We start from the raw sequence: 24,694 nt of genomic DNA, 5'->3' as shown, positions 1-24,694 counted from the left end.
CGCAATTTCATTGATTTTATTATGTAAGATAATACGTCTTACTTCTATAGATTCATATCTAGTTTATTACATTTTATAAAAGATATTCAAGTAATTGAAAATGTATCCGTGCAATTCTTTGCATGAAACATAGGAAGTAAGTGAACCGAATATAATGCAATAAAATCCTTTATTGAAGGGGAAAAGGCCATGATGCAGCCATTAACGATGGAAAGAATGCTCCATATTATTCATGTGGGGCTCGTTAAAACGAAGGAGCCAAAACAGATTATTATTGTTGGTGCAGGAATTTCAGGATTAGTTGCAGCATCGTTATTGAAAGAAGCAGGTCATAACATAACAGTTTTAGAAGCGAATAATCGAATAGGCGGAAGAATATATACGATCCGTGAACCGTTTAGCAGAGGTTTATATTTTAATGCAGGACCAATGCGAATTCCTGATACACACAAGTTAACTTTAGCTTACATTCGTAAATTTAAATTACCGTTACATCTTTTTATAAATAAAACCGCTTCAGATATTATTTATACGAATAATATTAAAACGAGATTAAGCATATTCGAAAAAAATCCAAGTATACTTGGATATCCTATTTTAGAGAGGGAAAAAGGTAAAACGGCAGAAGAGTTAATGTTAGAGGTATTAGAACCGATTCTAAAGTATATTAAGAAAAATCCTAATAAGAATTGGAGTATTGTTGAGAAAAAGTATAAAGCATATTCGCTCGGCACATTTTTAACTGAATATTATTCAGACGGTGCAATAGATATGATCGGTGTACTTCTTGATATGGAAGCGTATATGGGAATGTCTTTAATTGAAGTATTACGAGAAATGGTCTTCTTTACTTCAACGACGAAATATTATGAGATAACGGGCGGGATGGATGCATTACCAAAAGCATTTTTATCGCAGTTAAATGAGAATATATTTATGCGGTATAAGGTTGAAAAAATTATACAAGAAAATAGCAAAGTGATGATGCAAGTAAACTATGAACAAACTATAGAGAGATTTATAGTTACAGGTGATGTTGCAATTGTTACGATCCCGTTTTCAGCTTTACGTTTTGTTGAAATTCAGCCTTACAATCTATTCTCTTATTATAAAAGACGAGCAATTCGTGAATTAAATTATATTGCTGCGACTAAAATTGCGATAGAGTTTAAAAGTAGATTTTGGGAGAAAGCGGGACAGTGTGGTGGTAAATCTATTACTGATTTACCGATACGGTTTACATATTATCCGAGTTATAGTATTCATACTCCAGGACCAGCTATCGTTATAGCAAGTTATACGTGGGCAGATGAGGCGTTAACATGGGATAGTTTACCGGATAGAGAACGCATTCGTTACGCATTAAAAAATTTAGCAGAAATATACGGTGACATCGTCTATAGTGAGTTTGTTACTGGAACATCTTTTAGTTGGAGTAAAAATCCTTATTCTTGCGGAGCATTTACAGCTTTCGAACCGGGTCAAGAACTCGAGTTATTTCCGTATATTACACCACCATCTGGAAAGGTACACTTTGCTGGAGAGCATACGACATTAAAACATGGATGGATGCAAGGAGCAATAGAGTCTGGAATTCGAGTTGCTTATGAAGTAAACGAACAGTGAAGATATATTTACAAATCACTACTCTTTTAATAAAATAATAAATATAAATCGTAATTGTTACGCTTTGAATACGTTTGAAATAAAGAAATGGATGGTCGATTACATGAATAAAGTAGAAATTCATATATTAGGTGGCTTTTTAGGTAGCGGAAAATCAACGTTATTACAAAATTTGTTGTTAGCGGAGAAAAAGAAGAATAGAAAAGTTGCAGTACTAATGAATGAAATTGGTGAATACTCGGTAGATACCGATATTATTGGAAAAGAGAATGTTTTAAGGGAACTTCTGAAAGGATGTATTTGTTGTACGTTAAAAGAAGAGCTTGAAATACAGTTGCATTCGTTATATCAGCAAGAAAGACCAGATGTCATTTATATAGAAACGACAGGTGTTGCACATCCAATTGAAGTACTAGATGCATGTGTATCACCAATTTTAGCACCGTTCTTAGAAGTGAAATCAATAGTAGTCGTTTTAGATGCAGTAAGGTGGTTAAATCGAAGTATATTAAGTGCAAATGTGCAACAGCTACTGCATGAGCAAATGAAATTTGGTAGCCATATTTTAATTAATAAATCAGATTTACTAACAGATGCGGATAAGAAGAAAGTAATTGAAGACGTGAAAGCAATAAATAATCATGCAAAATTGTTTGAAACAAAATATTGTAATATATCTTTAGAAGATATAGAAGAAGCTGAATTTATGAATGATGGGGAACATGAGACACTACATGTCAAACAGCATTTACATATACAAACGATGACATATCAATTTACGAAATCGATTGATCAAGACAATTTATATGAATGGCTTTCAAATTTACCAGATAGTATTTATCGTGTAAAAGGATTTGTGAAATTCCATGGAGATAAATACCCGCATCTATTCCAATATTCATTTGGGGTACCAACTTTACTGGAACAAGACTTCGGTTTCCCGACGAACTTAGTAGTAATAGGGGAAGGGCTAGATAAGAAACAATTGGCTGAAGGGTTAGAGAAAGTAGAACTTAACTCTAATTAAGGTGAAAAGACTAACTTAAAAATAAGTTAGTCTTTTTGTATGGTCATTACTGAAATGAAACAGTATTTTCAATTGGATTGCAGAATATATATTGATTGTATGTCCGTTTCCATTACATAGGAAGGTGATTATATATTTGTGCCGAATGTAGAGGGTACTACAAGAGTTTTCCATTATCTATTGAATTAGTTAGTCATGATTACGGACAGGGGATTTTGGCGTGTTTGATTCTATCAGAAAGTAAAGTATAGGGAGGATCACAATGTCGATGAAAAAACGTAAGTGGCTAAAGACGATGTTTACTGGTTGTGTTTTAGGTTCATTATTAATAACCGCAGCTTGTTCAGGAAAGAAAACAAGTACAGAGGATGACAAGACGATTAAGGTAGGAGTCCTTGCTTCTATAACAGGACCGCTAGAATCGTATGGAAAACAAACAGTGAACGGATTTGAATTAGGGTTAGACTATGCAACTGGTGGAACTGGGAAAGTAGATGGGAAAAAGATTAAGTTTGTTGTAGAAGATACAGAAACGAAAGCGGATGTAGCAGTTAAAAAAGCTACGAAGTTATTAGAAGAAGAGAAAGTTGATTTTTTAGTTGGATCGTCTAGTTCAAGTGATACGTTAGCGGTTTTACCATTAGCTGAAGAATATGAAAAGATTATGGTTGTAGAACCGGCAGTTGCGGATAGTATTACGGGGAAGAACTGGAATAAATATATTTTTAGAACTGGAAGAAGTTCCTCACAAGATGCGATTGCAGGAGCAGCAGCAATTGCGAAAAAAGATGTAAAGATTGCGACATTTGCCCCAGATAACGCTTTTGGTCGTGAAGGGATTGCTGCATTTAAAGCGGGTGCGAAAAAATTAGGTGCGAACATTGTAAACGAGCAATATGCAGATACAAATTCGACTGACTTCACAGCTAATATTCAAAATATTATTAGCTCAAAACCAGATTATTTATTTATCGTTTGGGCAGGGGCGAATTCACCTTGGAAACAGTTGAAAGATATGAATGTGGAAGCGCAAGGTATTAAAATCTCCACAGGTGCGCCAGATATACCAGCATTAAAAACGATGGATGCATTAGTAGGAATGCAAGGTTTTTCCGTGTATTATCATACACTCCCGAAAAATAAGGTGAATGATTGGTTAGTGGAAGAACATAAAAAACGATTTAATGGTGCGGTACCAGATTTATTTACAGCAGGGGGAATGTCAGCAGCAATTTCTATTGTAGAAGCGTTAAAGAAAACAAAAGGTGATACAGATGTAGATACATTAATTAAGAAAATGGAAGGAATGGAATTTGATACACCGAAAGGAAAGATGAAGTTTAGAGAAAAGGATCACCAAGCGATGCAGACGCTGTATTCTATCACATTGAAAAAGCAAGATGGTGTTGATTATCCGGTGCCAGTATTAGAGCGAGAATTAACGATGAAAGAGACAGAACCACCAGTTCAAAATAAATAGACTGAATTTTCTGTTGTTTTTGTATAAAGAGGGGCACACCCTCTTTATACGTATTTCCTTCATACTTAAAGCTTTAAAGGGAGGGATTTTGTGACACATTTGCTAGAAACGAAAAATCTTAGCGTATCTTTTGGCGAGCATCATGTTATTAAAGATGTGAATTTAACAGTACAAAAAGGAAAGCTCATTTCCATTATTGGACCGAATGGTGCAGGAAAGACAACGTTATTTAATTTACTAAGTGGACAAATTTCTCCAACGAAGGGTGAAGTATATTTTAAAGGACAAGAGATTACAAAATTATCAATTTCGGATCGAACGCGATTAGGAATTGGTCGTTCTTTTCAACTTACAAATATATTCCCGGAGTTAACAGTACTTGAAAATGTTCGTTTAAGTGTTCAATCATTCGTGCAAGATTACTATAGTTTTTTTCCAAGTTCGGCAAAATTTAAGCAACAAGTTGGAGAGGCGAGACGTTTCTTAAAAACAGTATTACTTCAGGAGAAAGAACATGTATTAGCGAAAGATTTAGCGCATGGAGAAAAGCGAAAGTTAGAGCTTGCGATGTTATTAGCTTTAAAAACGGATGTGTTACTGCTTGATGAGCCGACCGCAGGTATATCAGTTGAAGAGGTACCGGCTATTTTACAAGTGATTGAAAATATTAAGAAACATCCAGAGAGTACAATTGTACTTATTGAACACAAAATGGATATGGTACTAGGTTTGTCAGATCATCTTATCGTTTTATTCCATGGAGAGTTATTGGCTGAAGGTTTGCCTGAAGAAATTATGAAAGATGAGCGAGTACAAAGTGCTTATTTAGGGGGATTATATAGTGGCACTATTACAAGTGAATAATATAGAGACGTATTTAGATCAGTTTCATATTTTACAAGGGGTATCTCTTGCTGTTGAGAAAGGAACGATTACTGTACTGTTTGGAAGAAATGGTGCAGGGAAGACTACGACATTACGTTCGGTTATGGGATTTCATCATATTGCACATGGTGAAATTTATTATGATAGCACACAAGTAAATGGATTATCTACACATGTAATTTCAAGGAAAGGAATAGGGTATGTACCAGAAAATCAAGGTATTTTTCACGATCTGACAGTAGAAGAAACATTCGCTCTTGCTAGGGGAAAGGGAGAAGAAGCGGAAGAAAAAATTGAGTGGATGCTTGAACTATTTCCAGATTTAAAGCAGTTTTGGTACAAAAAAAGCGGACTATTAAGCGGAGGACAAAAGCAAATGTTAGCAATTTCAAGAGCATTTATTAATAGTGATGGTTTATTACTTATTGATGAACCGAGTAAAGGCTTGTCCCCTATTATGATAGAAAAGTTAATGATAGCCATTTTGAAAATGAAGGAGAAAACAACAGTTTTACTCGTTGAACAAAATTTTATGATGGCTAGTCAAATTGGTGATTACTTTTATATTATGGATAACGGAAAAATTGTTCATAACGGTTTTATGCATGAATTAAAAGAGGATAAGGAAATGTGTCATAAATATTTAGGAATCTCTTAACATGAATCCGAGGTGAGAAGGATGGATGTGTTAATTAATTTATTTGTAAATGGGATTTCAACAGGGATGCTCATTTTTTTATTAGCATCAGGTCTTTCACTGATTTTCGGTTTAATGAGCGTTCTAAACTTCGCACATGGTGGTTTATTTGCGTGGGGAGCGTTTACAGGTGTTTGGCTATTTAATATGACAGGTAGTTATGTATTAGCTTTAATTGGGGCAATAGCTATGGGAATGTTCCTTGGATTCATTTTAGAAAGATTTCTTATTAGAGCGGTATATGGAAATCATGTTCGCCAGCTTCTTGTGACGCTTGGAGGAATGCTTGTACTTAGTGAATGTATTAAAGTATTTTGGGGACCTAATCCAATTGCTGCAAAATTACCATTATGGCTACAAGGAAGTTTTACATTTGGAGGCGTTATATTAATTAAATATCGTTTATTCGTTATTTTAATTGGGATCATCATTTACATTGCCTTACTATTATTGCTCAAAAAAACAAAGATAGGTCTTATGATACGTGCAGGCGTAATGGATAAAGAGATGGTTCAAGCGCTCGGTATTAACGTAAAAGCGATATTTTCTTTCGTCTTTTTATTAGGAGCAGGGATGGCAGCGTTGGGAGGATTCTTATTAGCACCGTATTCAGGCGTTATTTTCGCTGAGATGGGTATGCAGTATGCGATTTTAGCTTTCATAGTAGTAATCATTGGAGGATTAGGAAGCGTACAAGGTTCGGCAATCGCTTCTTTAATTGTCGGATTAGCTGGTGCTTTTACAGCGTATTTTATACCAGATTTATCACTTGCAATCAATATGTTAATGTTACTATTTTTCTTAATCGTGAAGCCAAATGGACTTGTTGGTGAAAAGGGGTGAAATGGTGAACAGCACATCAAATCGAATTAAAGTATACTTCGGAGTATGTATGCTCATTTGTTTAAGTGTATTTCCATTCGTAAATGATTCACGTAGTTTGTTAATTTTGTTCACTCAAATCTTCATCTTTGCTATTTTTGCAATGAGTTTTGATGTATTGCTTGGATATACAGGAATTGTATCATTTGGACATTGTATGTTCTTTGGAATAGGAGCATATGGCGTAGCGCTTTTATTTGATCGGCAAGGAGTATCCATAACAAACTTTTTCATAGGGATAGTAGCTGCAATTATCATTTCAGCAATCGTTAGTTATATAATCGGTTTGCTTTCTTTGCGGCTGAAAAGTCATTTTTATGCGATGTTAACACTTGCTATTTCACAGTTGTTTTTCGTACTTGCTGAAAAATGGCGTGGGCTCACTCACGGAGGGGATGGTTTTACATTTGGTGTACCAGACGTATTCCGTGATCGTTTTACGTTTTATTATGTAACACTTATATGTTTACTTATCATTTTTGTTCTGTTACGTCTTTTCACCAAATCTTCTATTGGAAAAGTATTAAAGGCAATTTCACAAAATGAGCAACGTGTGGAAGCACTAGGATATAAAGTTCTTCATTATAAAATTATTGCTAGTATTGTGGCAGGAGTAGTAGCTGCGATTAGTGGTGGTTTATTTGTTATTACACTGCGCTTTGTTAATACAACTGTATTTTCAATTGAAATGACATTAAATGCATTATTGATGACGATGATTGGAGGCGTTGGAACGTTAATTGGAGCAATTGCTGGAGCTGGAATTATTGAATCACTGAAATATTATTTATCAGAACTAGCTACAGCGTATCCGATTTTTGAACGATGGACGATTATTCTTGGGTTATTGTACATTATCGTATTGCTAGTTTTCCCGAAAGGATTAGTTGGAACGGTAAAGAGTTTGAAGAATATGAAACGGAATAAGAAGGAGAAAAGTGCAGAAGTGGAGCAAAATGTGTGAAAAATCAATTGTATAGAATATGAAAATCCCTCTTTTAGATTCGTAAAGGAGGGATTTTTATGGGTGGGTGTAATTAGTTAGTTTAAAGATATTATCCTAATCAAATAATTCATTAGGTATTTGTTTTAAAGAGTTTTGATTTGTAAAAAAGTGAACAGCTAATTTCTCAATTGGAACATCTTCAATGGGCACTAAGTTATCATTTTTAATCGGTAAAAAGGCTATTCCTTTACCGTCCTGAATATACTCTTCCATAAGCGAATAAGAATCTAATTGTTGGAGTTGAAGTTGAGATAAATTATTATCTGTTAGAAATTGTATCGTCTTATTTCTAAAAGGGCACTTTTTGTCATTACTAACGAAGAAGAGTTCCTTTGAATAGTCAATGATAGGCGCTCCTTTCGCTTGTAATAAGCCTACGGAAATGGAAGCAGTAAATACTTTTTTAAAAGCAGCATTGGGATCATCTTCATAAGTAATGACCATATCAACTTTTTGTTGTTGCAGTAATTTATGCAAATGACTACTATTTTCTACATATATTTGATAATTCCTGAAATTTTCTTTAATACGCTTACTTACATAATTGGTCAAAATAGATTGTGACGTCGCTATTATATAAGAAGAACCACTCGTTTTAATTTTATCTTTTGCTTCTTCTACTAAAGTTAATATTTGATTCGTGTAGTCTAATAAAATGTCCCCAGAAGGTAACAAGGAAACGCCTTTGTTATCTCTATGTAGTAAAGGAGTTTCTAATTCTTGTTCTAATTTTTTAATACGCTCAGTTACGTTTGGCTGAACATATCCTAACTCTTTCGCAGCTTTACTAATAGAACCTTCGCTAGCCACAGTTTTGAATATAATAAGATCATTTATTTCCATTTATCACAGCCCCTTATACGATATCATTATAAATGATACCAAACATAATTTATACCTATTTTACGTTAGTCAATCATCGGTTTATCATTGTGTATATAAGAGGGAAAGTGAGTGATAAACATGATTGGAATGCAATATAAGGTCATTTTGCCGAAAGATTATGATATGGAGATTATTAAGAAAAGGGTAAAGGATAATGGGTATAAAACGGATGGTTTTCAAGACCTGAATTTTAAAGCTTATTTAATTACTGAGGCAGATAAGGACGGAAATTTCTATAACTGTTATGCACCTATATATATTTGGAATGGTCATGAAGGGATGAATAAATTTATTTTTGAAGGGTATTACGATAATATTTTACAATCGTTTGGGTGGCAACAAATAAATATAGGTGTTCCATTAGTTGTTAATTTAAAAAATGATTTTAAGAAATGTAGATATGTTGTTGAATATGAAGGAAGTATTTCTCAAAGTGAATCATTGATTGGGACTCAATCTACCATTGTGGATCAAAAGGTAGAGAATTGTTTAGGCAATGTAATAGTATATAATCCAGATAAATGGGGATATAGTAAGTTTAATTTTTATGAAGAAAAGCCTGATATGATAACGAATAAAGGTACTACAGTATATGAGGTTTTGTACATTTCACGATGAAAATATGTTGAAGTTAAATTAAGAAAAAGGAATGAAAATATATGCCTTTTGTGAACGTTTATTATCATGAAAATATATTAAATGAAGAAGAATTGAAAAAGATAGGTGAATGTATTCATCTTTCATTAATTAAACATTTTAACATCCCTGAAAATGATTTTTTTGAAATGTTTTTACCTTATCAACAAAATCATTTTTTATATGATCCATATTATTTATTAGAAAGAGGAGAAAAGAGAACAGAGAATATGATTTATGTTTCTATTACATGTGGACCGGGAAGAACGATAAAACAGAAACGAGATCTGTATCAGTCAATATCTTTGAGGGTTTCTGAATGTTCTAGTATAAAAAGTGCAGACATTTTTATTACACTTAACGAGACAGCCGCTGAAAATTGGTCGTTTGGTCAAGGATTGGCGCAATTGGTAAAAGTGAAGGGGGAGTGAAATGATGAATGAATCCATTGAATATTGTATTCAAGAGAAAATGAGAGAAAAGGCACCTGCATTTGCTCATTATAGTGAAAAAATATTGTTCGAGGAAGTGTGGCGAGATGACACTTTAACATTAAGAGAAAGGAGTTTATGTACAGTGTCGGTATTAATCAGTCTTGGTAATACAGAACAATTACCATTTCATTTGCGACTGGCCAAACAAAATGGAATTAAAGAAAATGAAATGATTGCATTAATAACACATATGGCTTTTTATGTTGGTTGGCCCAAAGCAGTAGGCGCTTTACATATAGCAATGAATGAAATGGAAAGTTAAGAATAACGATAAGAAAGAATTCATTTAAACATGAATTCTTTCTTATCGTTATTTATGCAATACTCTAATGAGATATTTTTCACGTTTTCTCTTGCTTTTTTATCACTTGCGTAGTAAAGTGATAGTAAGATTCACGATAGGAAGTGATCAAACATGCGTGATAATACGATAGGATCATTAATATGGTTACGTTTAATACGATTTACGAACCAAAGTAATCAGATGTCAAATGAGTTTTTAAAACGTTTTGATTTAACGACTGCTCAATTTGATGTGCTTTTACAAATACGTACGTATCAACCACTAACACAAATGGAGTTAGCTGAAAAGGTAACTGTTACACAAGGCGGTATTTCTCGAATGTTAACACGTCTTGAAAAAGAAGGATATATTGTACGAAAACAAGATTGGAAAACGAAAACAATTAGTCTGACAGAGCAAGGGGAAGCGGCTTTAGAGAGAGCACTGCCAGAGCAGCTTGCATTTCAATCATCGTTTTTTGATGATGTATTAAATGAAGAAGAGCAGAAAATGTTATACGAGCTAATGACGAAGGTTCATAAGCATAGTGAAAAAAAAGAATTACCGCAAGAGTAATTTTTTTACACTATCAATTGACTAATCAAGTGATGTTGTAAGCAATAGGGAAAAATATTTGACTTACAAATGTTTTTAAAAGAGAAACTAATAACACTTCATTAAAGGAGAGAGTAATGATGGAAAAATACCGTATGAATACAAGTAAAGGAATGGAGTTTGGATTATATTCAATTGGGGATCATGTTTTAAATCCACATAACGGAGAGAAAATTAGTGCTGAACAAAGAATTCATGAATTAATTAAAACAGCACAGTTAGCGGATGAAGCTGGACTTGATGTATTTGCTGTCGGTGAAAGTCATCAAACACACTTTACAACGCAAGCTCATACAGTTATTTTAGGAGCGATTGCGCAAGCAACGAAAAATATAAAAATTGCAAGTTCAGCAACGATAATAAGTACATCTGATCCGGTACGAGTATACGAGGACTTTGCTACACTTGATTTGATTTCTAATGGACGTGCAGAAATTGTGGCTGGTCGTGGATCACGTATTGGGGGATATAGTTTACTTGGTTATGACGTAAATGATTATGAAGAGTTATTTGAAGAGAAGATGGATCTTTTATTAAAAATTAATAAAGAGGAACATGTAACATGGAATGGACAGTTCAGAGCACCGCTTGCGCATGCATCGGTTATTCCAAGAGCTAAAAATAATAACTTACCAATTTGGCGTGCAGTTGGTGGCCCACCAGCTAGTGCGATTAAAGCAGGACGTGCAGGTGTACCAATGATGATAACAACACTAGGTGGTCCAGCTATTAACTTTAAAGGATCAGTAGATGCTTACCGTGAGGCGGCTGCGCAAAGTGGATTTAATCCAGCGAGTTTGCCAGTTGCAACAACGAGTTTATTTTATACAGCGAAAAATTCACAAGATGCACTTAGTGAATACTACCCTCACATTAATGCTGGTATGCTTACGCTACGCGGTGGTGAGTATCCGAAACAACAATTTACAAATGCAATAGATTACCGTGACGCGTTAATGGTTGGTAGCCCACAACAAATTATTGAAAAAATGCTTTACCAATATGAATTGTTTGGGCAACAACGCTTTATGGCAGAAATTGATTTTGGTGGCGTACCATATGATAAAATTGAGAAAAATATCGAGCTAATTGCTACTGAAATTTTACCGGCTATTAGAAAACATACAGCAAAATAAATTAAAAAATACCGAGAGTCTAATGGATTCTCGGTATTTTTTAATTTATTTTAGTTTGAAAAAATGACAAAAAAGTGAATTTTTAATCTGAAAAGAGGGGATTATTTCCTATTTTTGAATAACAATATTTCATGTTTGAATTTTAGAAATACATTTTTCTCTTGACAAAAAAAAACGAAATTATCCATTGGTTAATAGGACATTTTTTCGTAGAAAAGTCAAGTGTATAAAGAGAGAAACGATTATTTTATTGATGCAAAGATAAGTCTCATATTAAAAAAACACATTTTATCGATGAGAAAAATCTAATTCAAAAAAATACCAAAAGACATATTTCAGACAAAATGATGTCAATAATACGTCAAAAATCAGCTGAATTTACTATGCAGGTATATTATACAATTCGATTAACGAATAAAACACTACAGAAATAGTGAAAAGGTAAAAAATAGCATTACAATAGTTTGAAAAACTGAAACTTCGTATTTTTCGACAATACATACAAAATGTTTTTGTCTTTTCGTATTTCTTAATAATTGAGCTTGATAAGATTGCTCAATTAACTTTTATTATAAAAACTATGAAGGAAGTGATTGTAGTATGGAAACGCTCGAATTGGCACGAATACAATTCGCATCAACAACGATTTTCCATTACTTTTTTGTTCCGCTGTCTATTGGTTTAGCTTTTATCATTGCGTTAATGCAAACGTTATATGTGGTAAAGGGACAAGAAATTTATAAGAAGATGACGAAGTTTTGGACACAAATATTCCTTGTTAACTTTGCGGTAGGTGTAGTAACTGGTATTTTACAAGAATTCCAGTTTGGTATGAACTGGTCAACCTATTCACGTTTCGTAGGTGATGTGTTTGGTCCATCACTTGCGATTGAAGGTTTATTAGCATTTTTCATTGAGTCTACATTTTTAGGTTTATGGGTATTCGGTGAGGATAAATTACCGAAGCGCATTCACCTTTTATGTATTTGGCTCCTTTCAATTGGAACAATGTTATCAGCATTTTGGATTTTAACTGCAAGTGCATTTATGCAATCGCCAGTAGGATATGAAATGGCAGCAGATGGACGTGCACAAATGAATGATTTCTTAGCAATTATTCAAAATCCACAATTATGGGTACAATTCCCGCATACCATTACAGCGGCAATTGCAACCGGTGCATTCTTTATTGCCGGTGTGAGTGCATGGAAAATAACGAAAGCACAAGAAACTGAAGTGTTTAAAAAATCATTCCGCATTTCTATCATTGTTGGAACACTTACAACAGCGCTAGTATTATTCTTCGGTCATGCACAAGCACAACAATTAATTAAGACACACCCAATGAAAATGGCAGCAGCTGAAGCGTTATGGAATACGAGTGAAGATCCAGCGCCATTTACAGTATTTGCGAAAATTGATGCGGAGAAGAAAGAAAATTCGTTTGAAATTCAAATCCCGTATATGCTAAGTCTATTATCATATGATAAATTTAGCGGTCAAGTAGAAGGGATGAATCAAATTCAAAAGCAATATGAAGAAAAATATGGGCCTGGAGATTATATTCCACCAGTACACACGATGTTCTGGAGCTTTAGAGCGATGGTAATGAGTGGAACATTTATGCTTCTTTTAGGAGCGTACGGATGGTTCTTATCAAGAAAAGATCGTTTAGCTGAAAAAACTTGGTATTTAAAATTAATGGTGTATGCAATTTCACTACCGTTTATCGGTAATACAGTAGGATGGATTATGACTGAAATGGGACGTCAACCTTGGGTAGTTTTCGGTGTTATGAAAACGGAAGATGCTGTATCTCCAAATGTTACGTTCGGAGAAGTGCTATTCTCTTTAGTTTCGTTCACATCATTATATTTAATTATAGGAGGAATTACTGTTTACTTATTCGTTCGTATCATTAAAGGACATGAGAATAAGAAAGCGAAACAGGATTCTCAAAGCCATGATCCATTTGATAAGGAGGATGAGTATGTTATCTCTTAATGAGTTGTGGTTTATCATTATTGCAATTTTATTCGTAGGCTTCTTTGTACTTGAAGGTTTCGATTTCGGTGTAGGTATAGTTTCAAGGTTTTTAGGAGAAAACGATTTAGAGAAAAGAATATATTTAAATACAATTGGTCCATTTTGGCACGCGAATGAAGTATGGCTTGTTTGTGCTGGTGGCGCTATGTTTGCGGCATTCCCGCATTGGTATGCAACTTTATTTAGTGGGTTTTACATTCCGTTTGTATTTATGCTTCTTGCTTTAATTATAAGAGGTGTTTCTTTTAAATTCCGTGCGAAAATAGACAATCATAAATGGAAAGGTTTTTGGGATTGGGGTATGTTTTTAGGAAGTTTACTACCGCCTATCCTTTGGGGAGTTGCCATTGCTAACTTTATGGTAGGTATTCCAATTGATGAGACGAAAAATGCTGTAGGTGGATTCTTACAATTACTTCATCCCTTTGCATTACTTGGAGGAGTTATGTTCCTTCTGTTATGTATTGTTCACGGATTGCAATTCCTTACTATACGTACAACAGGTAAGTTAAGAGAACGTGCACGTATTGCCGCGTTGAAAATTGCACCACTCGCAATTATAGCACTTCTTATTTTTGCCGGTGTAGGGTTATGGAAAACAGATATTTTCACTGGTCATGGTACAGAGTGGATTATGGTTCCGATTGGAGCTTTTGTAGCGTTATGTGCGTCAACATTATTAAACAAAAGAAGAAGAGATGGTTGGGCTTTCTTTATGACAAGTTTAACAATCATTTTACTAAGTGCAAGTGTGTTTGCTGGCATGTTCCCACGTGTTTTAATTAGCTCGTTAGGGTCAATATACGATTTGACAATTTATAATGCAGCATCAGGAGATTATGCACTAAAACTGATGACGTATTTTTCAATTGCTATATTGCCATTTGTTTTGGGAAGTCAAATATGGAGTTTCTATGTGTTTAGACAACCTGTTAAGTCAGATAAAGATTTGGAGTACTAATGAAAAGAAAAAGAGGACTTCCGTCGTATCCTGGTAGCCGAGTTTTATATGTAGTGCTAACAATCATTAGCATGTTAGAAGCTTTTAGTATTATTGCACAAACGGTGTTTTTAGCGCGAGCTATTACGTTTTTATTTCAGGGAGAAGCAGTGCAATCTATGTTAAATGAAACAGTTTATTTCGGAATCACGTTTGCAGTACGTCATTTGCTAGTTCGAATGTCACAAATATTAGTGGAACGTTTCGCTGAAAAAACAGGATCGCTACTGAGAAAACAATTAATAGAGGCGTATTTCACATTAGGTCCACGGTATGTTCAAACCGCTGGAACAGGTTATCTGGTTACCTTATCGATAGAGGGTATTGAGAAATTTAAAACATATATTGAATTAACAATTCCTAAAATGATTAGAAGTAGTATCGTACCAGGACTAATTGTACTATATGTTTTTACACTAGATATTGAGTCAGGAATCATTTTAGTTGTAACGATTCCTATCGTAATTATTTTTATGATCCTACTAGGATTAGCAGCGCAGAAAATGGCGGATAGCCAATATGAAACATATCGTGTTCTTTCTAATCATTTTGTAGATACGTTAAAAGGATTAGAAACATTAAAGTATTTAGGTCAAAGTAAACAACACGAAGGAAAGATTGAAAAAGTAAGTAAAAGATATAGAAAAGCAACGATGCGTACTTTGCGAGTTGCTTTTCTTTCTTCATTTGCATTAGATTTCTTTACGAGTTTATCAATTGCATTTGTAGCGGTCGGATTAGGGATACGTTTAATAGATGGAACAATTGTACTATTGCCAGCCCTTACGATTTTAATTTTAGCTCCGGAATACTTCTTGCCGATTAAACAAGTTGGAGCAAATTATCATGCTACGTTAGATGGACAACTTGCAATGGAGCAAATAGAAGAGATTTTACAGCGACAAAAAGAAATAGGGAAGAAAGAATCTAATGTAGACTTAATATGGAATTCAACTAGTAACTTGAAATTACAAGATGTAAAAGTAAAGAATGATGAATCTGAAAAAGCTATATTAGAGGAAATTAATTTTACTTGGAAAGGCACTGGGGCTATAGGTGTAATTGGTGAAAGTGGAGCAGGGAAATCAACGTTAATCGACGTATTAGCAGGTTTTTTAACTCCTTCAGTTGGAAAGATGATTGTAAATGGTGTGGAAATTGACGGGGCTACTCGTGAAGAGTGGCAAAAGAATATTGCTTATATTCCGCAGCAACCTTATATTTTCCCGCTTTCATTAAAAGATAACGTTTGTTTCTATGAAACAAATACAACGGATGAAGAAGTGGAAAGAGTTATGAATGAAGTTGGCCTTCGTTCACTCGTTACATCGCTTCCGAATGGGATGTTCGAACGAATTGGAGAAGGCGGGCGTATGCTTAGTGGCGGACAAGAACAACGTGTCGCAATGGCGCGTGCACTTTTAAGTAAAAAGCCAATTATTTTATTAGACGAACCTACAGCACATCTTGATATTGAAACTGAATTTGAAATAAAGCAAGCGATGTTACGTCTGTTTGAAGGTAAGTTAGTATTTCTTGCAACACATCGTCTTCACTGGATGAAACAGATGGATCATATTCTTATTTTAAATAAAGGGAAAATGATAGAAAGCGGAACGTATGAAGAACTTGTAAAGAATGAAGCATTACATTTTCACAGGAAAGAGAGGGGATAGAGATGAGTGGCTGGATTAAACCGTATATACAGCAAAATAAAGGTAGAATGACTGTAACTATTTTCCTTGGTCTTCTTGGAGTTAGTTCAGGTGCGATGTTACTTTTCATTTCAGGTTATTTAATCTCTAAATCTGCTCTTAGACCAGAAAATGTAATGGCAGTTTATGTTCCTATCGTTGCAACACGTGCGTTTAGTATAGGGCAAGCGGTATTTCATTATGTAGAGCGTTTAGTTGGACACGATGTTGTACTACGCATATTAGAAAAGATGAGAACGAAACTATATAGAATAGTAGAACCACAGGCGTTATTTTTCCGTTCACGATTTCAAACGGGCGATATGTTAGGAGTATTATCCGAAGATATAGAGCATTTGCAAAACCTATATTTACGTACAATATTTCCTAGCATATTAGCGTTAGTTGTATACAGCGTATTCGTAGTTGTTATTGGTGCATTTGACGTAGTGTTTGCACTTATTGCAGCATGTATGTTAGCTATTATCGTTTTTCTTCTTCCATTTGTATCACTACTTTTAATGAAGCAACATCATGTTACTTTAAAGCAAGGAAGAAACCGTTTGTATCAACAACTAACAGACGCTGTTTTTGGATTATCTGACTGGCAAGCAAGTGGTAGAAAAGATGAATTTATTGATAAGTATGTAGAGCAAAATGCTCAATTGCTAAAAACGGAAAAAAGAATGAAGCGCTGGAATCATATTCGGGACAGTATCATTCAATTAGTAGTAGGGATTGTAGTTATTTCAATGATTATATGGACTGGAAATGAGGCTGCGAGTGAACAGATTGCTCCTACCATTATTGCAGCTTTCGTCTTAATGACGTTATCTGTCACAAACGCGCTAATTCCTCTTTCAGATGCTATCGATCGAATTCCATCATATGTAGAATCTGCTCATCGTCTCAATCAAGTAGAAGGTAATGGTGTTTTACAGGATGAAAAGGAATTACCTAGAGATAAAGATTATGTTGCACCAAAACATATAGACATTGAATTAAATCATGTATCGTATAGTTACCCAGATAGTAATGAAGTTGTATTGAAAGACGTATCATTACAAATAAAAGCAGGAAAAAAAATCGCGATTTTAGGAAGAAGCGGAACTGGAAAATCTACTTTGTTAAAATTGTTAACAGGTGCACTAAGCCCATTGCATGGTGAAGTTTTATTGAATAGTGAACATGCTCACACGAATCTTTTATCAAAATATATTTCTGTATTGAATCAAAAGCCGCATTTATTCGATACGACAATTGGGAATAATGTGCGAATCGGCAAACCAGAGGCAACAGATGAAGAGATATGGAATGCTTTAGAGAAAGCACAATTAGCTTCGCATGTTGCTTCTCTTCCAGATAGATTACAAACAAAAATGCATGAGATGGGGAAAAGATTTTCTGGCGGGGAAAGACAACGGGTTGCTTTTGCTAGAACGCTAATGCAAGAAGCACCAATCATTGTACTAGATGAACCTACAATCGGCTTAGATCCAAAGACAGAATTATCTTTAATAGAAACAATGTTTTCTGCAACGGAAGAAAAGACAGTAATTTGGATTACGCACCATCTTGTAGGAATTGAGCATGTTGATGAAGTTATCTTCCTTGATCGTGGTAAAATTGTGATGCAAGGAAGTCATGAACAACTTCTGAAAGAAAATGAGAAGTATCGAAAGCTTTATGAGTTAGATAAAGGAATATAGTTTGAATAAGTAATAATAGTGAAAATAGCTACGCCTAATGGTGCAGCTATTTTTGTTTTGAAATGAATATTCTATTCTTCTTTCATGTTGGATTGCAGATGTATATGATTGTTACGAATGAAAAATGGATTTCATATTATACATATAATGGAGGGGATATATATGAAGGAGCAGTATAAAATTATTGTTTTCTGTGATGAATTATCAGGGGGAAGGATTCAAAATGCATTAGACAAAAATAAATGTAAAACAATCGTTCATGTTGTAGACGTTTCAGCTATTGTTCGTATAGAGAGTTCTTTTCAATATATAGTTATTTGGAGAGTGGACGCAGAAAAACTTGTAAATGAATTAATAAACAGGGGCGTGCAAAGTTCAAAAATTATTAATTTAATAAAATACATGTATGAATGGAGGAATAAATTAATTTCTATCTATCAAATAAATCCGGATCTTATGTCTTTATATATTTCTATGAAAAAAGCAAAGGGTGATCCGACGTATGAATTGTTTGCGACGGGCTTGTCTTATCCGCATTGTGGCATAAGTACAGAGCTCCTCTCAAAAAAGTCAATAAAACTAACACTTCCATCGCAAGATTTATACTATGATTATTTAATAGCATCACAACTACTATCAAACAATCATTCCTTTCAATATTGTTTGATAGGAATAGCTTATTTCTCGTTTTATTTTGACATGTCGTTATCATCTGAATCATATAGAATTCACAAAGTATATTATCCATTGTTTCAAGACGGTCATCATACTGTAGTTCATTCTCATCTACCCACTGATGGGTTCTCACATCTAGATACCCCGAAACCACTTTCTTCTATTTTTAATTTGCACTTTGAATATATTTTATTAGACGAACTAAAAGATGAATCATTGATATTGCCCTGGATAAATGCTGAATGGAATATCACTCCTCTTCACATTCCTTTTGAAGAACACGGAAAAATAAGAGCAGCTTCACATGCTAAATTATCATATCCTCATACTTTAGTTGAATATAAAAAGATTTTCGAAAAATATTTAGAACTACTGTTAAAACATGATATAAAACCACTAATTGTTGTATTCCCTGTTACTTCACATTATTTCAATTGTAGTAGTAAGAAATTAAAAGAAGATTTTTATAAAGTTATAAACGATTTTCAAGCTCAATATTCTTTTCAAATTATAGATTTATTTGATTCGCCATTATTTTGTGATGAAGATTTTTATGATAGTGATCATATGAATAAAAAAGGTGCAAATAAAATGTCCGTGTTATTAAATATGTTTATTCAGGAACGAAAAGTATGATATTTCGTTTCATTTCTGCATAAAAGTATATAGGCTCCATTCGGTTACAGTAATGTGATTTTTGTGTCGCGTATATAAATAATATGCGAAGAGGTGAGAGAGTAAAATGAGAACTCGTATTGAAAGAAATGAAGAGGTGGTAGATCAACTTCCGTTGGTAAGTGTATTAATTCCTACATATAATCGTCCTCGCTACTTTGAAGAGGCGTTACGTAGTGTGCTGGAACAAACGTACTCTAATATAGAAATTATAGTTGGAGATGATAGTACGAATGATGAAACAGAAAAGGTGTTACAAAAATACTTATGTGATCATTCAAATATTACTTATATAAAAAACAGGTCAACTCTCGGACAGTTTGAAAATGCTCTAATGTTATTTAATAAAGCGAGCGGTGAATATATAAATTTTTTAATGGACGATGATATCTTTCATGTGGATAAAATTGAAAAAATGATGAAGTATTTTTTCAATGATTTAGATAATGAAATTAAGCTTGTAACATCCCATCGTCAAGTAATTGATGAAAAAGGGAAAGAACTACGACATATTTATTCAACTGTCCGTTTATTTAAAGAGGATACGATTATAGAGGGAACAGAATTAGCAAATAGGGTAATTGTCGATCAAAAAAATTATATTGGAGAACCGACAACAGTTTTATTTCGTAAAAATGATTTACAAGAACCGTATGGGATTTTTGATAAGAGGAGGTATCTTTGTAACGTAGATATAGCTTCATGGTTATCTTTATTAAGTAAAGGAAAAGCGGTATATATAGCAGAGACACTGAGTTACTTTCGATTACATCCAGATCAACAGTTAAATGAATCTAATAAAATGATGGATGGATTAGAAGATTTTTCACATAGTATTTTAGCAGGAGAAAAATATGGTTTCTTATCTAACGAAAAAGAGTTAGATGAAGCGATAACTAATTTTCTAGATTATGCAAGAAGGATAGTTCCATCATCAATATTATATACATTAGACTATTATCAAAAAATTAAAGAAAAGAAAATAAACATAGAAAAGAAAAAACAACATATAAATAATAATTCGCCTTTACCGAAAGTAAGTATACTGATTCCTGCGTACAATAGGCCGTATTACTTGGAATTGGCGCTTAACAGCGCTCTGAATCAAACATATGAAAATATTGAAATTATTATTTCTGACGACAGTACAAATAATGAAGTCAATGCGATGATTCAACCGTATTTACGTGAATATGAGTGTATTACATATGTTGAAAATGAAACGCCGTTAGTTGCTGAAAACTTTAATAAGTGTATAGAACTTGCGAACGGGGATTATATAAACTTTTTATTAGATGATGACTTATTTCATCATGAAAAGATCGAGAGAATGATGAAATACTTTTTGACGTTAGAAAATATTTCATTTGTGACGTCTTATCGTGAACTGATTGATGAGAACGGAGAGATATTACCAGCCTCAACATTGAATATGAAAATTGCGAAAGAAACTACACTTTTTGAAGGAAAAGAGTTAGGGAATTACATATTGAAAAATTTAAAAAATATAGTGGGTGAGCCGACAACTGTTCTATTTAATCGAGATATGTTTGAAGGGAAGTTTGGGTATTTTAAAGGGAAGGCTTATTCTGCTATTAATGACATTGCAACTTGGTTAGATATGATGAGGAAAGGGAAAGTAGTTTATATAAAAGAGCCTCTTAGTTATTTTAGACAACATAGTGGACAAAATCAAAAACAAATGCATTTTATTTTAATGACAATTGACGAGTGGATTGAATTAATTATAGATGCATATAATAGTGGTTTTTTAAGTTCTGAGAGGGATTATAAAGAGAGCCTATCTTATTGTCTAGAAAATGCAGGATTTATAGTTAAAGATGCAGTAAGAAATGGAGAACTAGATCAAATTTATAATGAAAAGATTAAAAAAGGATTAAACAAGCTAGTTGCTCATATGTTTGAGAAAGAATCTTGTTATTGTCAATATTGCAATCAACAATTTGAAAAATTTTTACCTTGGCCAGCACATTATGATTTTCCGAAATATAAATTTGAGATGTGGAATAAAGATACAGGGATATGTCCAGTTTGTAGTTCAATGGATCGTGAAAGATTGTATCGTGCGTACATTGAAATGGAAACGGACTTGTTAAGTAGAAAATATACTATGCTTCATATTGCACCTGAAGCGAATGTAAGGGATTGGTTTAACGAGTATAAAAATATTACGTATGTATGTGGGGATATAGAACCAAAGGATCCATTAATGAAGGAAATTGATGTTACAAGTATTACATATGATAGTAATACGTTTGATGTAATTTTATGTAGCCATGTATTAGAACATGTTCTTGACGATGATAAAGCAATGCGAGAGTTATATAGGGTTTTAAAACCAAATGGATGGGGAATTATTCAGGTACCAATCGTAATGAATGTAGATTCTATTATAGAGAATAAATTAATTGTAACACCACAATTGAGAAAATTAGCTTTTGGTCAAGAAGATCATGTGAGAATTTATAATCAATCGGGATTCATTCAACGATTAAGGAATGCAGGATTTAAGGTGGAATTATATAACATAGCTGAAAGACAAGGGATGAAAAGTACGAGGAAACTTGGATTATCTGAAACAGATATGCTCTATATTGTCCGAAAATGATAGGAAGGAATAGATAGATATGGAGAATATTCCTTTTTTACGTGCTTCAACTGTACCTGTAATTGAGTATTTGGATGAATTGAAGGAAATTGATACATCTCACATATATACGAATTACGGACCTATAAATCAACGTTTTGAACAAACAATTATGTCGGGATTTTTTCAGAACAGGGGAGCTGTTACAACAGTAGCAAACGCAACGTTAGGGTTAATGGCAGCCATTCAACTTAAGAAAAGAAAAAAAGGAAAATATGCTCTCATGCCTAGTTTTACATTCCCAGCGACTCCATTAGCAGCTATTTGGTGTGGATTGGAACCTTATTTTATTGATATTTCAATAGATGATTGGTATATGGATAAAACAGTACTTTTGGATAAGATTGAAGAATTAAAAGAAGAGGTTGCGATTGTTGTCCCGTACGCAACTTTTGGATCATGGATGAACTTAGAAGAATATGAAGAATTAGAGAAGAGGGGTGTTCCGGTTGTCGTAGATGCGGCACCGGGATTCGGATTGATGAATGGAAGTGTGCATTATGGACAGGATTTTAGTGGAATGATCGTATATAGTTTTCATGCAACAAAGCCTTTCGGGATTGGTGAAGGAGGGCTTATATATAGTAAAAATGAAGAAGATATACAACGTATTAAAAGAATGGGGAATTTCGGATTTGATACAAATCGTGAATGTACGATGATGGGGTTTAATTGTAAAATGTCTGAATATGCAGCCGCTATTGGGATTGCAACTATGAAAAAATGGGATGACAAATTAAAAGAACGCACCCGTATTTCTGAATGGTATAAACAATTGTTACAAAGTAATGGATTCATAAAAAAAGGGTGGCAACTCCAAAAGACAGAAGCAGTTATTCAGCAATTTATGCCTATTCTTTGTCCGGAAGAAGTTCGCAACAAACAAGTAATAGAAGACCTGAAAAAACAGAAAATAGAAGCTAGATTATACTTTTCGCCCTCTTGCCACCAACAAGTTCTTTTTAGAAACTATAAGTCTACAGATTTAACAAGAACGAATAAAATAGCAAAACGAATAGTAAGTTTGCCTTTATGGGAAGGCATGACGAAAGAAATAGTAGAACAAATTGTAAGATGTTTAGGTCAGAGGGCGGTGTTGGCAGATGAATAGTTTTTATAGTCAAGAAGAGCTAAAGAAAATTGGATTTTTATCAATTGGGAAGAATGTATTGATTAGTAAAAAAGCAAGTATATATAATCCAGGTGTTATATCAGTAGGTAATCATGTAAGGATTGATGATTTTTGCATTTTAAGTGGCAAAATCACAATTGGAAGTTATTCGCATATATCAGCGTATACAGCGTTATATGGAGGAGAAGTTGGAATTGAAATGCATGACTTTGCAAATATCTCAGCTAAAACAATCGTATATGCAGTACTAGATGATTTCAGTGGGAATACATTAATGGGACCAACTGTTCCGAGTCAATATAGGAATGTGAAAACAGAAAAAGTTATTTTAAAAAAACATGCGATTATTGGTGCTAATTCTATTCTTTTTCCAAATGTAACTATAGGAGAAGGTACGGCAGTCGGTGCGATGAGTATGGTAAAAGAGAGTTTAGATGATTGGTATATTTATGCGGGAGTTCCCGTAAGAAAAGTAAAACCTCGTCAAAGAAAGATGCTAGAGTTAGAAATTGATTTTTTAAAAAACATTCATTCTTAACAAAAAGAAGGAATGTTTTTTATTTTTATGGTGCAGCAGAGTGTGTATATAAACGTATTATGTTTTAAATTTTGCTGACCAAGGCAATACTGAGCCATAGTGAATGTAAAGTTGGAGGGCGAGCGTATATGTTTGATGAGGATGGGATTGTTTTAATTATGGAACCGGCTGATGAAAGAAATTTGAGGAGATTTATTTTTTCAGTACCAAAGTCAGTGTATGAAAAGAAGGAGCTTACATTACACTATGGAACAGCTATAGGACAAGGGTATACGGATATAATTGAAGATATTATTAGCGTACATATAGAAGTAGATGTTGTAACAGTAATCGGGCATGTAAGAGGGTAAATAGCTATTTGAAAACAGGTTATAAGTAATGTAGCTAGAAGTTAGGATAGAGAAACTTACAGACAATTATAAAGACGAAGGGAGCCTAAAATGAAAATAAAATCAACTTTAGTAGTATTTATAGTTACAATTGGCTTAATGGGATGTTCACTAGTAGAACAAGGAAAGAACTCCATAGATTATGCTCAAAAAGCGACAGACTATGTAAATGAAATAAGTGCGTTTGCAAATGATGCACCAGCATTAGCTGAAAAGGCTGTTAATGATAGTGAAGCTCGAAAAGAATTGGAAGCGAAGCTTAGTGAAATTAAACAAGATATACCCGCTTTTAATGAATTAACACCGCCTGATGTAGCAAAGGATCTTCATCAGCAAATCGTCGGATATAACGAAAAGTTAAATACGTTAATTGATACGGCGATGACAAAGATAGAAGAAGGGAAAGTGAATGTAGAAGAGTTTAAAAACTCGGAGCTTATGCAGACGGTAGATCAAGTTCGAGATTTGAAAGAGAAGGTGCAAAATTTAGGTCAATAGTAAAAGGCTCCGTTTGTG

General features: G+C 33.8%; 23 protein-coding genes. 22 read left to right on the top strand and 1 reads right to left on the bottom strand.

All coding sequences use genetic code 11. From position 1 onward, the window contains the following. Window positions 1-189: 189 nt before the first annotated feature. From ACTFNE_RS13655 to ACTFNE_RS13625, 7 genes are all read left to right on the top strand, one after another. Window positions 190-1,626, top strand: coding sequence for a flavin monoamine oxidase family protein (locus ACTFNE_RS13655; RefSeq protein ID WP_046197660.1), 1,437 nt, complete (start codon window positions 190-192; stop codon window positions 1,624-1,626). A 103-nt stretch (window positions 1,627-1,729) separates the two neighbouring features. After that, window positions 1,730-2,653, top strand: coding sequence for a CobW family GTP-binding protein (locus tag ACTFNE_RS13650; protein ID WP_052737303.1), 924 nt, complete (start codon window positions 1,730-1,732; stop codon window positions 2,651-2,653). Between the two features lie 262 nt (window positions 2,654-2,915). After that, window positions 2,916-4,133, top strand: a complete 1,218-nt coding sequence (locus ACTFNE_RS13645) for a substrate-binding domain-containing protein (RefSeq protein ID WP_000061991.1) — start codon at window positions 2,916-2,918, stop codon at window positions 4,131-4,133. 90 nt (window positions 4,134-4,223) lie between these two features. Further along, window positions 4,224-4,997 (top strand): ABC transporter ATP-binding protein, encoded by a 774-nt coding sequence (locus ACTFNE_RS13640; RefSeq protein WP_046197658.1) that lies wholly within the window; start codon window positions 4,224-4,226, stop codon window positions 4,995-4,997. Further along, window positions 4,975-5,676, top strand: a complete 702-nt coding sequence (locus ACTFNE_RS13635) for a branched-chain amino acid ABC transporter ATP-binding protein (RefSeq protein ID WP_046197657.1) — start codon at window positions 4,975-4,977, stop codon at window positions 5,674-5,676. The genes ACTFNE_RS13640 and ACTFNE_RS13635 overlap by 23 nt, the downstream gene beginning before the upstream one ends. 21 nt (window positions 5,677-5,697) lie before the next feature. Then, a complete protein-coding gene (locus ACTFNE_RS13630) occupies window positions 5,698-6,558 on the top strand; it encodes a branched-chain amino acid ABC transporter permease (protein ID WP_046197656.1) in 861 nt (286 codons plus the stop codon). A gap of 49 nt (window positions 6,559-6,607) precedes the next feature. Next, complete coding sequence (locus ACTFNE_RS13625) at window positions 6,608-7,561, top strand: branched-chain amino acid ABC transporter permease (RefSeq protein WP_046197779.1); 954 nt, start codon at window positions 6,608-6,610, stop codon at window positions 7,559-7,561. A gap of 96 nt (window positions 7,562-7,657) precedes the next feature. On the opposite strand, the gene ACTFNE_RS13620 is transcribed toward ACTFNE_RS13625, so the two are convergent. Beyond that, window positions 7,658-8,446, bottom strand: coding sequence for a LysR family transcriptional regulator (locus tag ACTFNE_RS13620; RefSeq protein WP_046197655.1), 789 nt, complete (start codon window positions 8,444-8,446; stop codon window positions 7,658-7,660). Between the two features lie 120 nt (window positions 8,447-8,566). On the opposite strand from ACTFNE_RS13620, the gene ACTFNE_RS13615 reads away from it, so the two are divergent. The 15 genes from ACTFNE_RS13615 (at window position 8,567) to ACTFNE_RS13545 (ending at window position 24,676) form a co-directional block, all read left to right on the top strand. Continuing rightward, the gene (locus tag ACTFNE_RS13615) at window positions 8,567-9,106 is read left to right on the top strand and encodes a DUF4865 family protein (protein ID WP_046197778.1); all 540 of its coding nucleotides are present in this window, start codon (window positions 8,567-8,569) and stop codon (window positions 9,104-9,106) included. Between the two features lie 41 nt (window positions 9,107-9,147). After that, the gene (locus ACTFNE_RS13610; protein ID WP_001117244.1) at window positions 9,148-9,555 is read left to right on the top strand and encodes a tautomerase family protein; all 408 of its coding nucleotides are present in this window, start codon (window positions 9,148-9,150) and stop codon (window positions 9,553-9,555) included. 1 nt (window position 9,556) lies between these two features. After that, entirely contained in the window at window positions 9,557-9,880 is a 324-nt protein-coding gene (locus ACTFNE_RS13605; RefSeq protein WP_046197654.1) for a carboxymuconolactone decarboxylase family protein, read from the top strand. A gap of 153 nt (window positions 9,881-10,033) precedes the next feature. Beyond that, entirely contained in the window at window positions 10,034-10,477 is a 444-nt protein-coding gene (locus ACTFNE_RS13600) for a MarR family winged helix-turn-helix transcriptional regulator (RefSeq protein WP_001205526.1), read from the top strand. 119 nt (window positions 10,478-10,596) lie between these two features. Next, window positions 10,597-11,652: an LLM class flavin-dependent oxidoreductase gene (locus tag ACTFNE_RS13595; RefSeq protein WP_046197653.1), complete on the top strand. Its 1,056-nt coding sequence runs from the start codon at window positions 10,597-10,599 to the stop codon at window positions 11,650-11,652. Between the two features lie 600 nt (window positions 11,653-12,252). Then, entirely contained in the window at window positions 12,253-13,656 is a 1,404-nt protein-coding gene (gene cydA, locus ACTFNE_RS13590) for a cytochrome ubiquinol oxidase subunit I (protein ID WP_000448882.1), read from the top strand. Then, complete coding sequence (cydB, locus tag ACTFNE_RS13585) at window positions 13,643-14,659, top strand: cytochrome d ubiquinol oxidase subunit II (protein WP_000950061.1); 1,017 nt, start codon at window positions 13,643-13,645, stop codon at window positions 14,657-14,659. The genes cydA and cydB overlap by 14 nt, the downstream gene beginning before the upstream one ends. Beyond that, window positions 14,659-16,374 (top strand): thiol reductant ABC exporter subunit CydD, encoded by a 1,716-nt coding sequence (gene cydD / locus ACTFNE_RS13580; protein WP_046197652.1) that lies wholly within the window; start codon window positions 14,659-14,661, stop codon window positions 16,372-16,374. Before cydB ends, cydD begins: the two co-directional genes overlap by 1 nt. A gap of 2 nt (window positions 16,375-16,376) precedes the next feature. Further along, the gene (gene cydC, locus ACTFNE_RS13575) at window positions 16,377-18,101 is read left to right on the top strand and encodes a thiol reductant ABC exporter subunit CydC (protein WP_046197651.1); all 1,725 of its coding nucleotides are present in this window, start codon (window positions 16,377-16,379) and stop codon (window positions 18,099-18,101) included. Between the two features lie 162 nt (window positions 18,102-18,263). Further along, window positions 18,264-19,412, top strand: coding sequence for a hypothetical protein (locus tag ACTFNE_RS13570; protein ID WP_046197650.1), 1,149 nt, complete (start codon window positions 18,264-18,266; stop codon window positions 19,410-19,412). A gap of 106 nt (window positions 19,413-19,518) precedes the next feature. After that, complete coding sequence (locus tag ACTFNE_RS13565; RefSeq protein ID WP_046197649.1) at window positions 19,519-22,080, top strand: glycosyltransferase; 2,562 nt, start codon at window positions 19,519-19,521, stop codon at window positions 22,078-22,080. Window positions 22,081-22,099: 19 nt separating this feature from the next. After that, window positions 22,100-23,230 carry a DegT/DnrJ/EryC1/StrS aminotransferase family protein gene (locus ACTFNE_RS13560; protein WP_046197648.1) on the top strand — a complete coding sequence of 377 codons (1,131 nt, stop codon included), beginning with the start codon at window positions 22,100-22,102 and terminating at the stop codon, window positions 23,228-23,230. Further along, window positions 23,223-23,789, top strand: coding sequence for an acyltransferase (locus tag ACTFNE_RS13555; RefSeq protein WP_046197647.1), 567 nt, complete (start codon window positions 23,223-23,225; stop codon window positions 23,787-23,789). The genes ACTFNE_RS13560 and ACTFNE_RS13555 overlap by 8 nt, the downstream gene beginning before the upstream one ends. A 128-nt stretch (window positions 23,790-23,917) precedes the next feature. Next, on the top strand, window positions 23,918-24,139 hold the full coding sequence (locus ACTFNE_RS13550) for a hypothetical protein (protein ID WP_046197646.1): 222 nt from the start codon (window positions 23,918-23,920) through the stop codon (window positions 24,137-24,139). A 90-nt stretch (window positions 24,140-24,229) separates the two neighbouring features. After that, window positions 24,230-24,676, top strand: a complete 447-nt coding sequence (locus ACTFNE_RS13545; RefSeq protein WP_046197645.1) for a DUF6376 family protein — start codon at window positions 24,230-24,232, stop codon at window positions 24,674-24,676. The last annotated feature ends 18 nt before the right edge of the window (window positions 24,677-24,694 follow it).

Origin of the sequence: Bacillus cereus group sp. MYBKT111-2 (assembly GCF_051915205.1) — a bacterium.
Classification (GTDB): domain Bacteria; phylum Bacillota; class Bacilli; order Bacillales; family Bacillaceae_G; genus Bacillus_A; species Bacillus_A paranthracis.
This window is presented reverse-complemented; position numbering and strand designations above follow the sequence as displayed.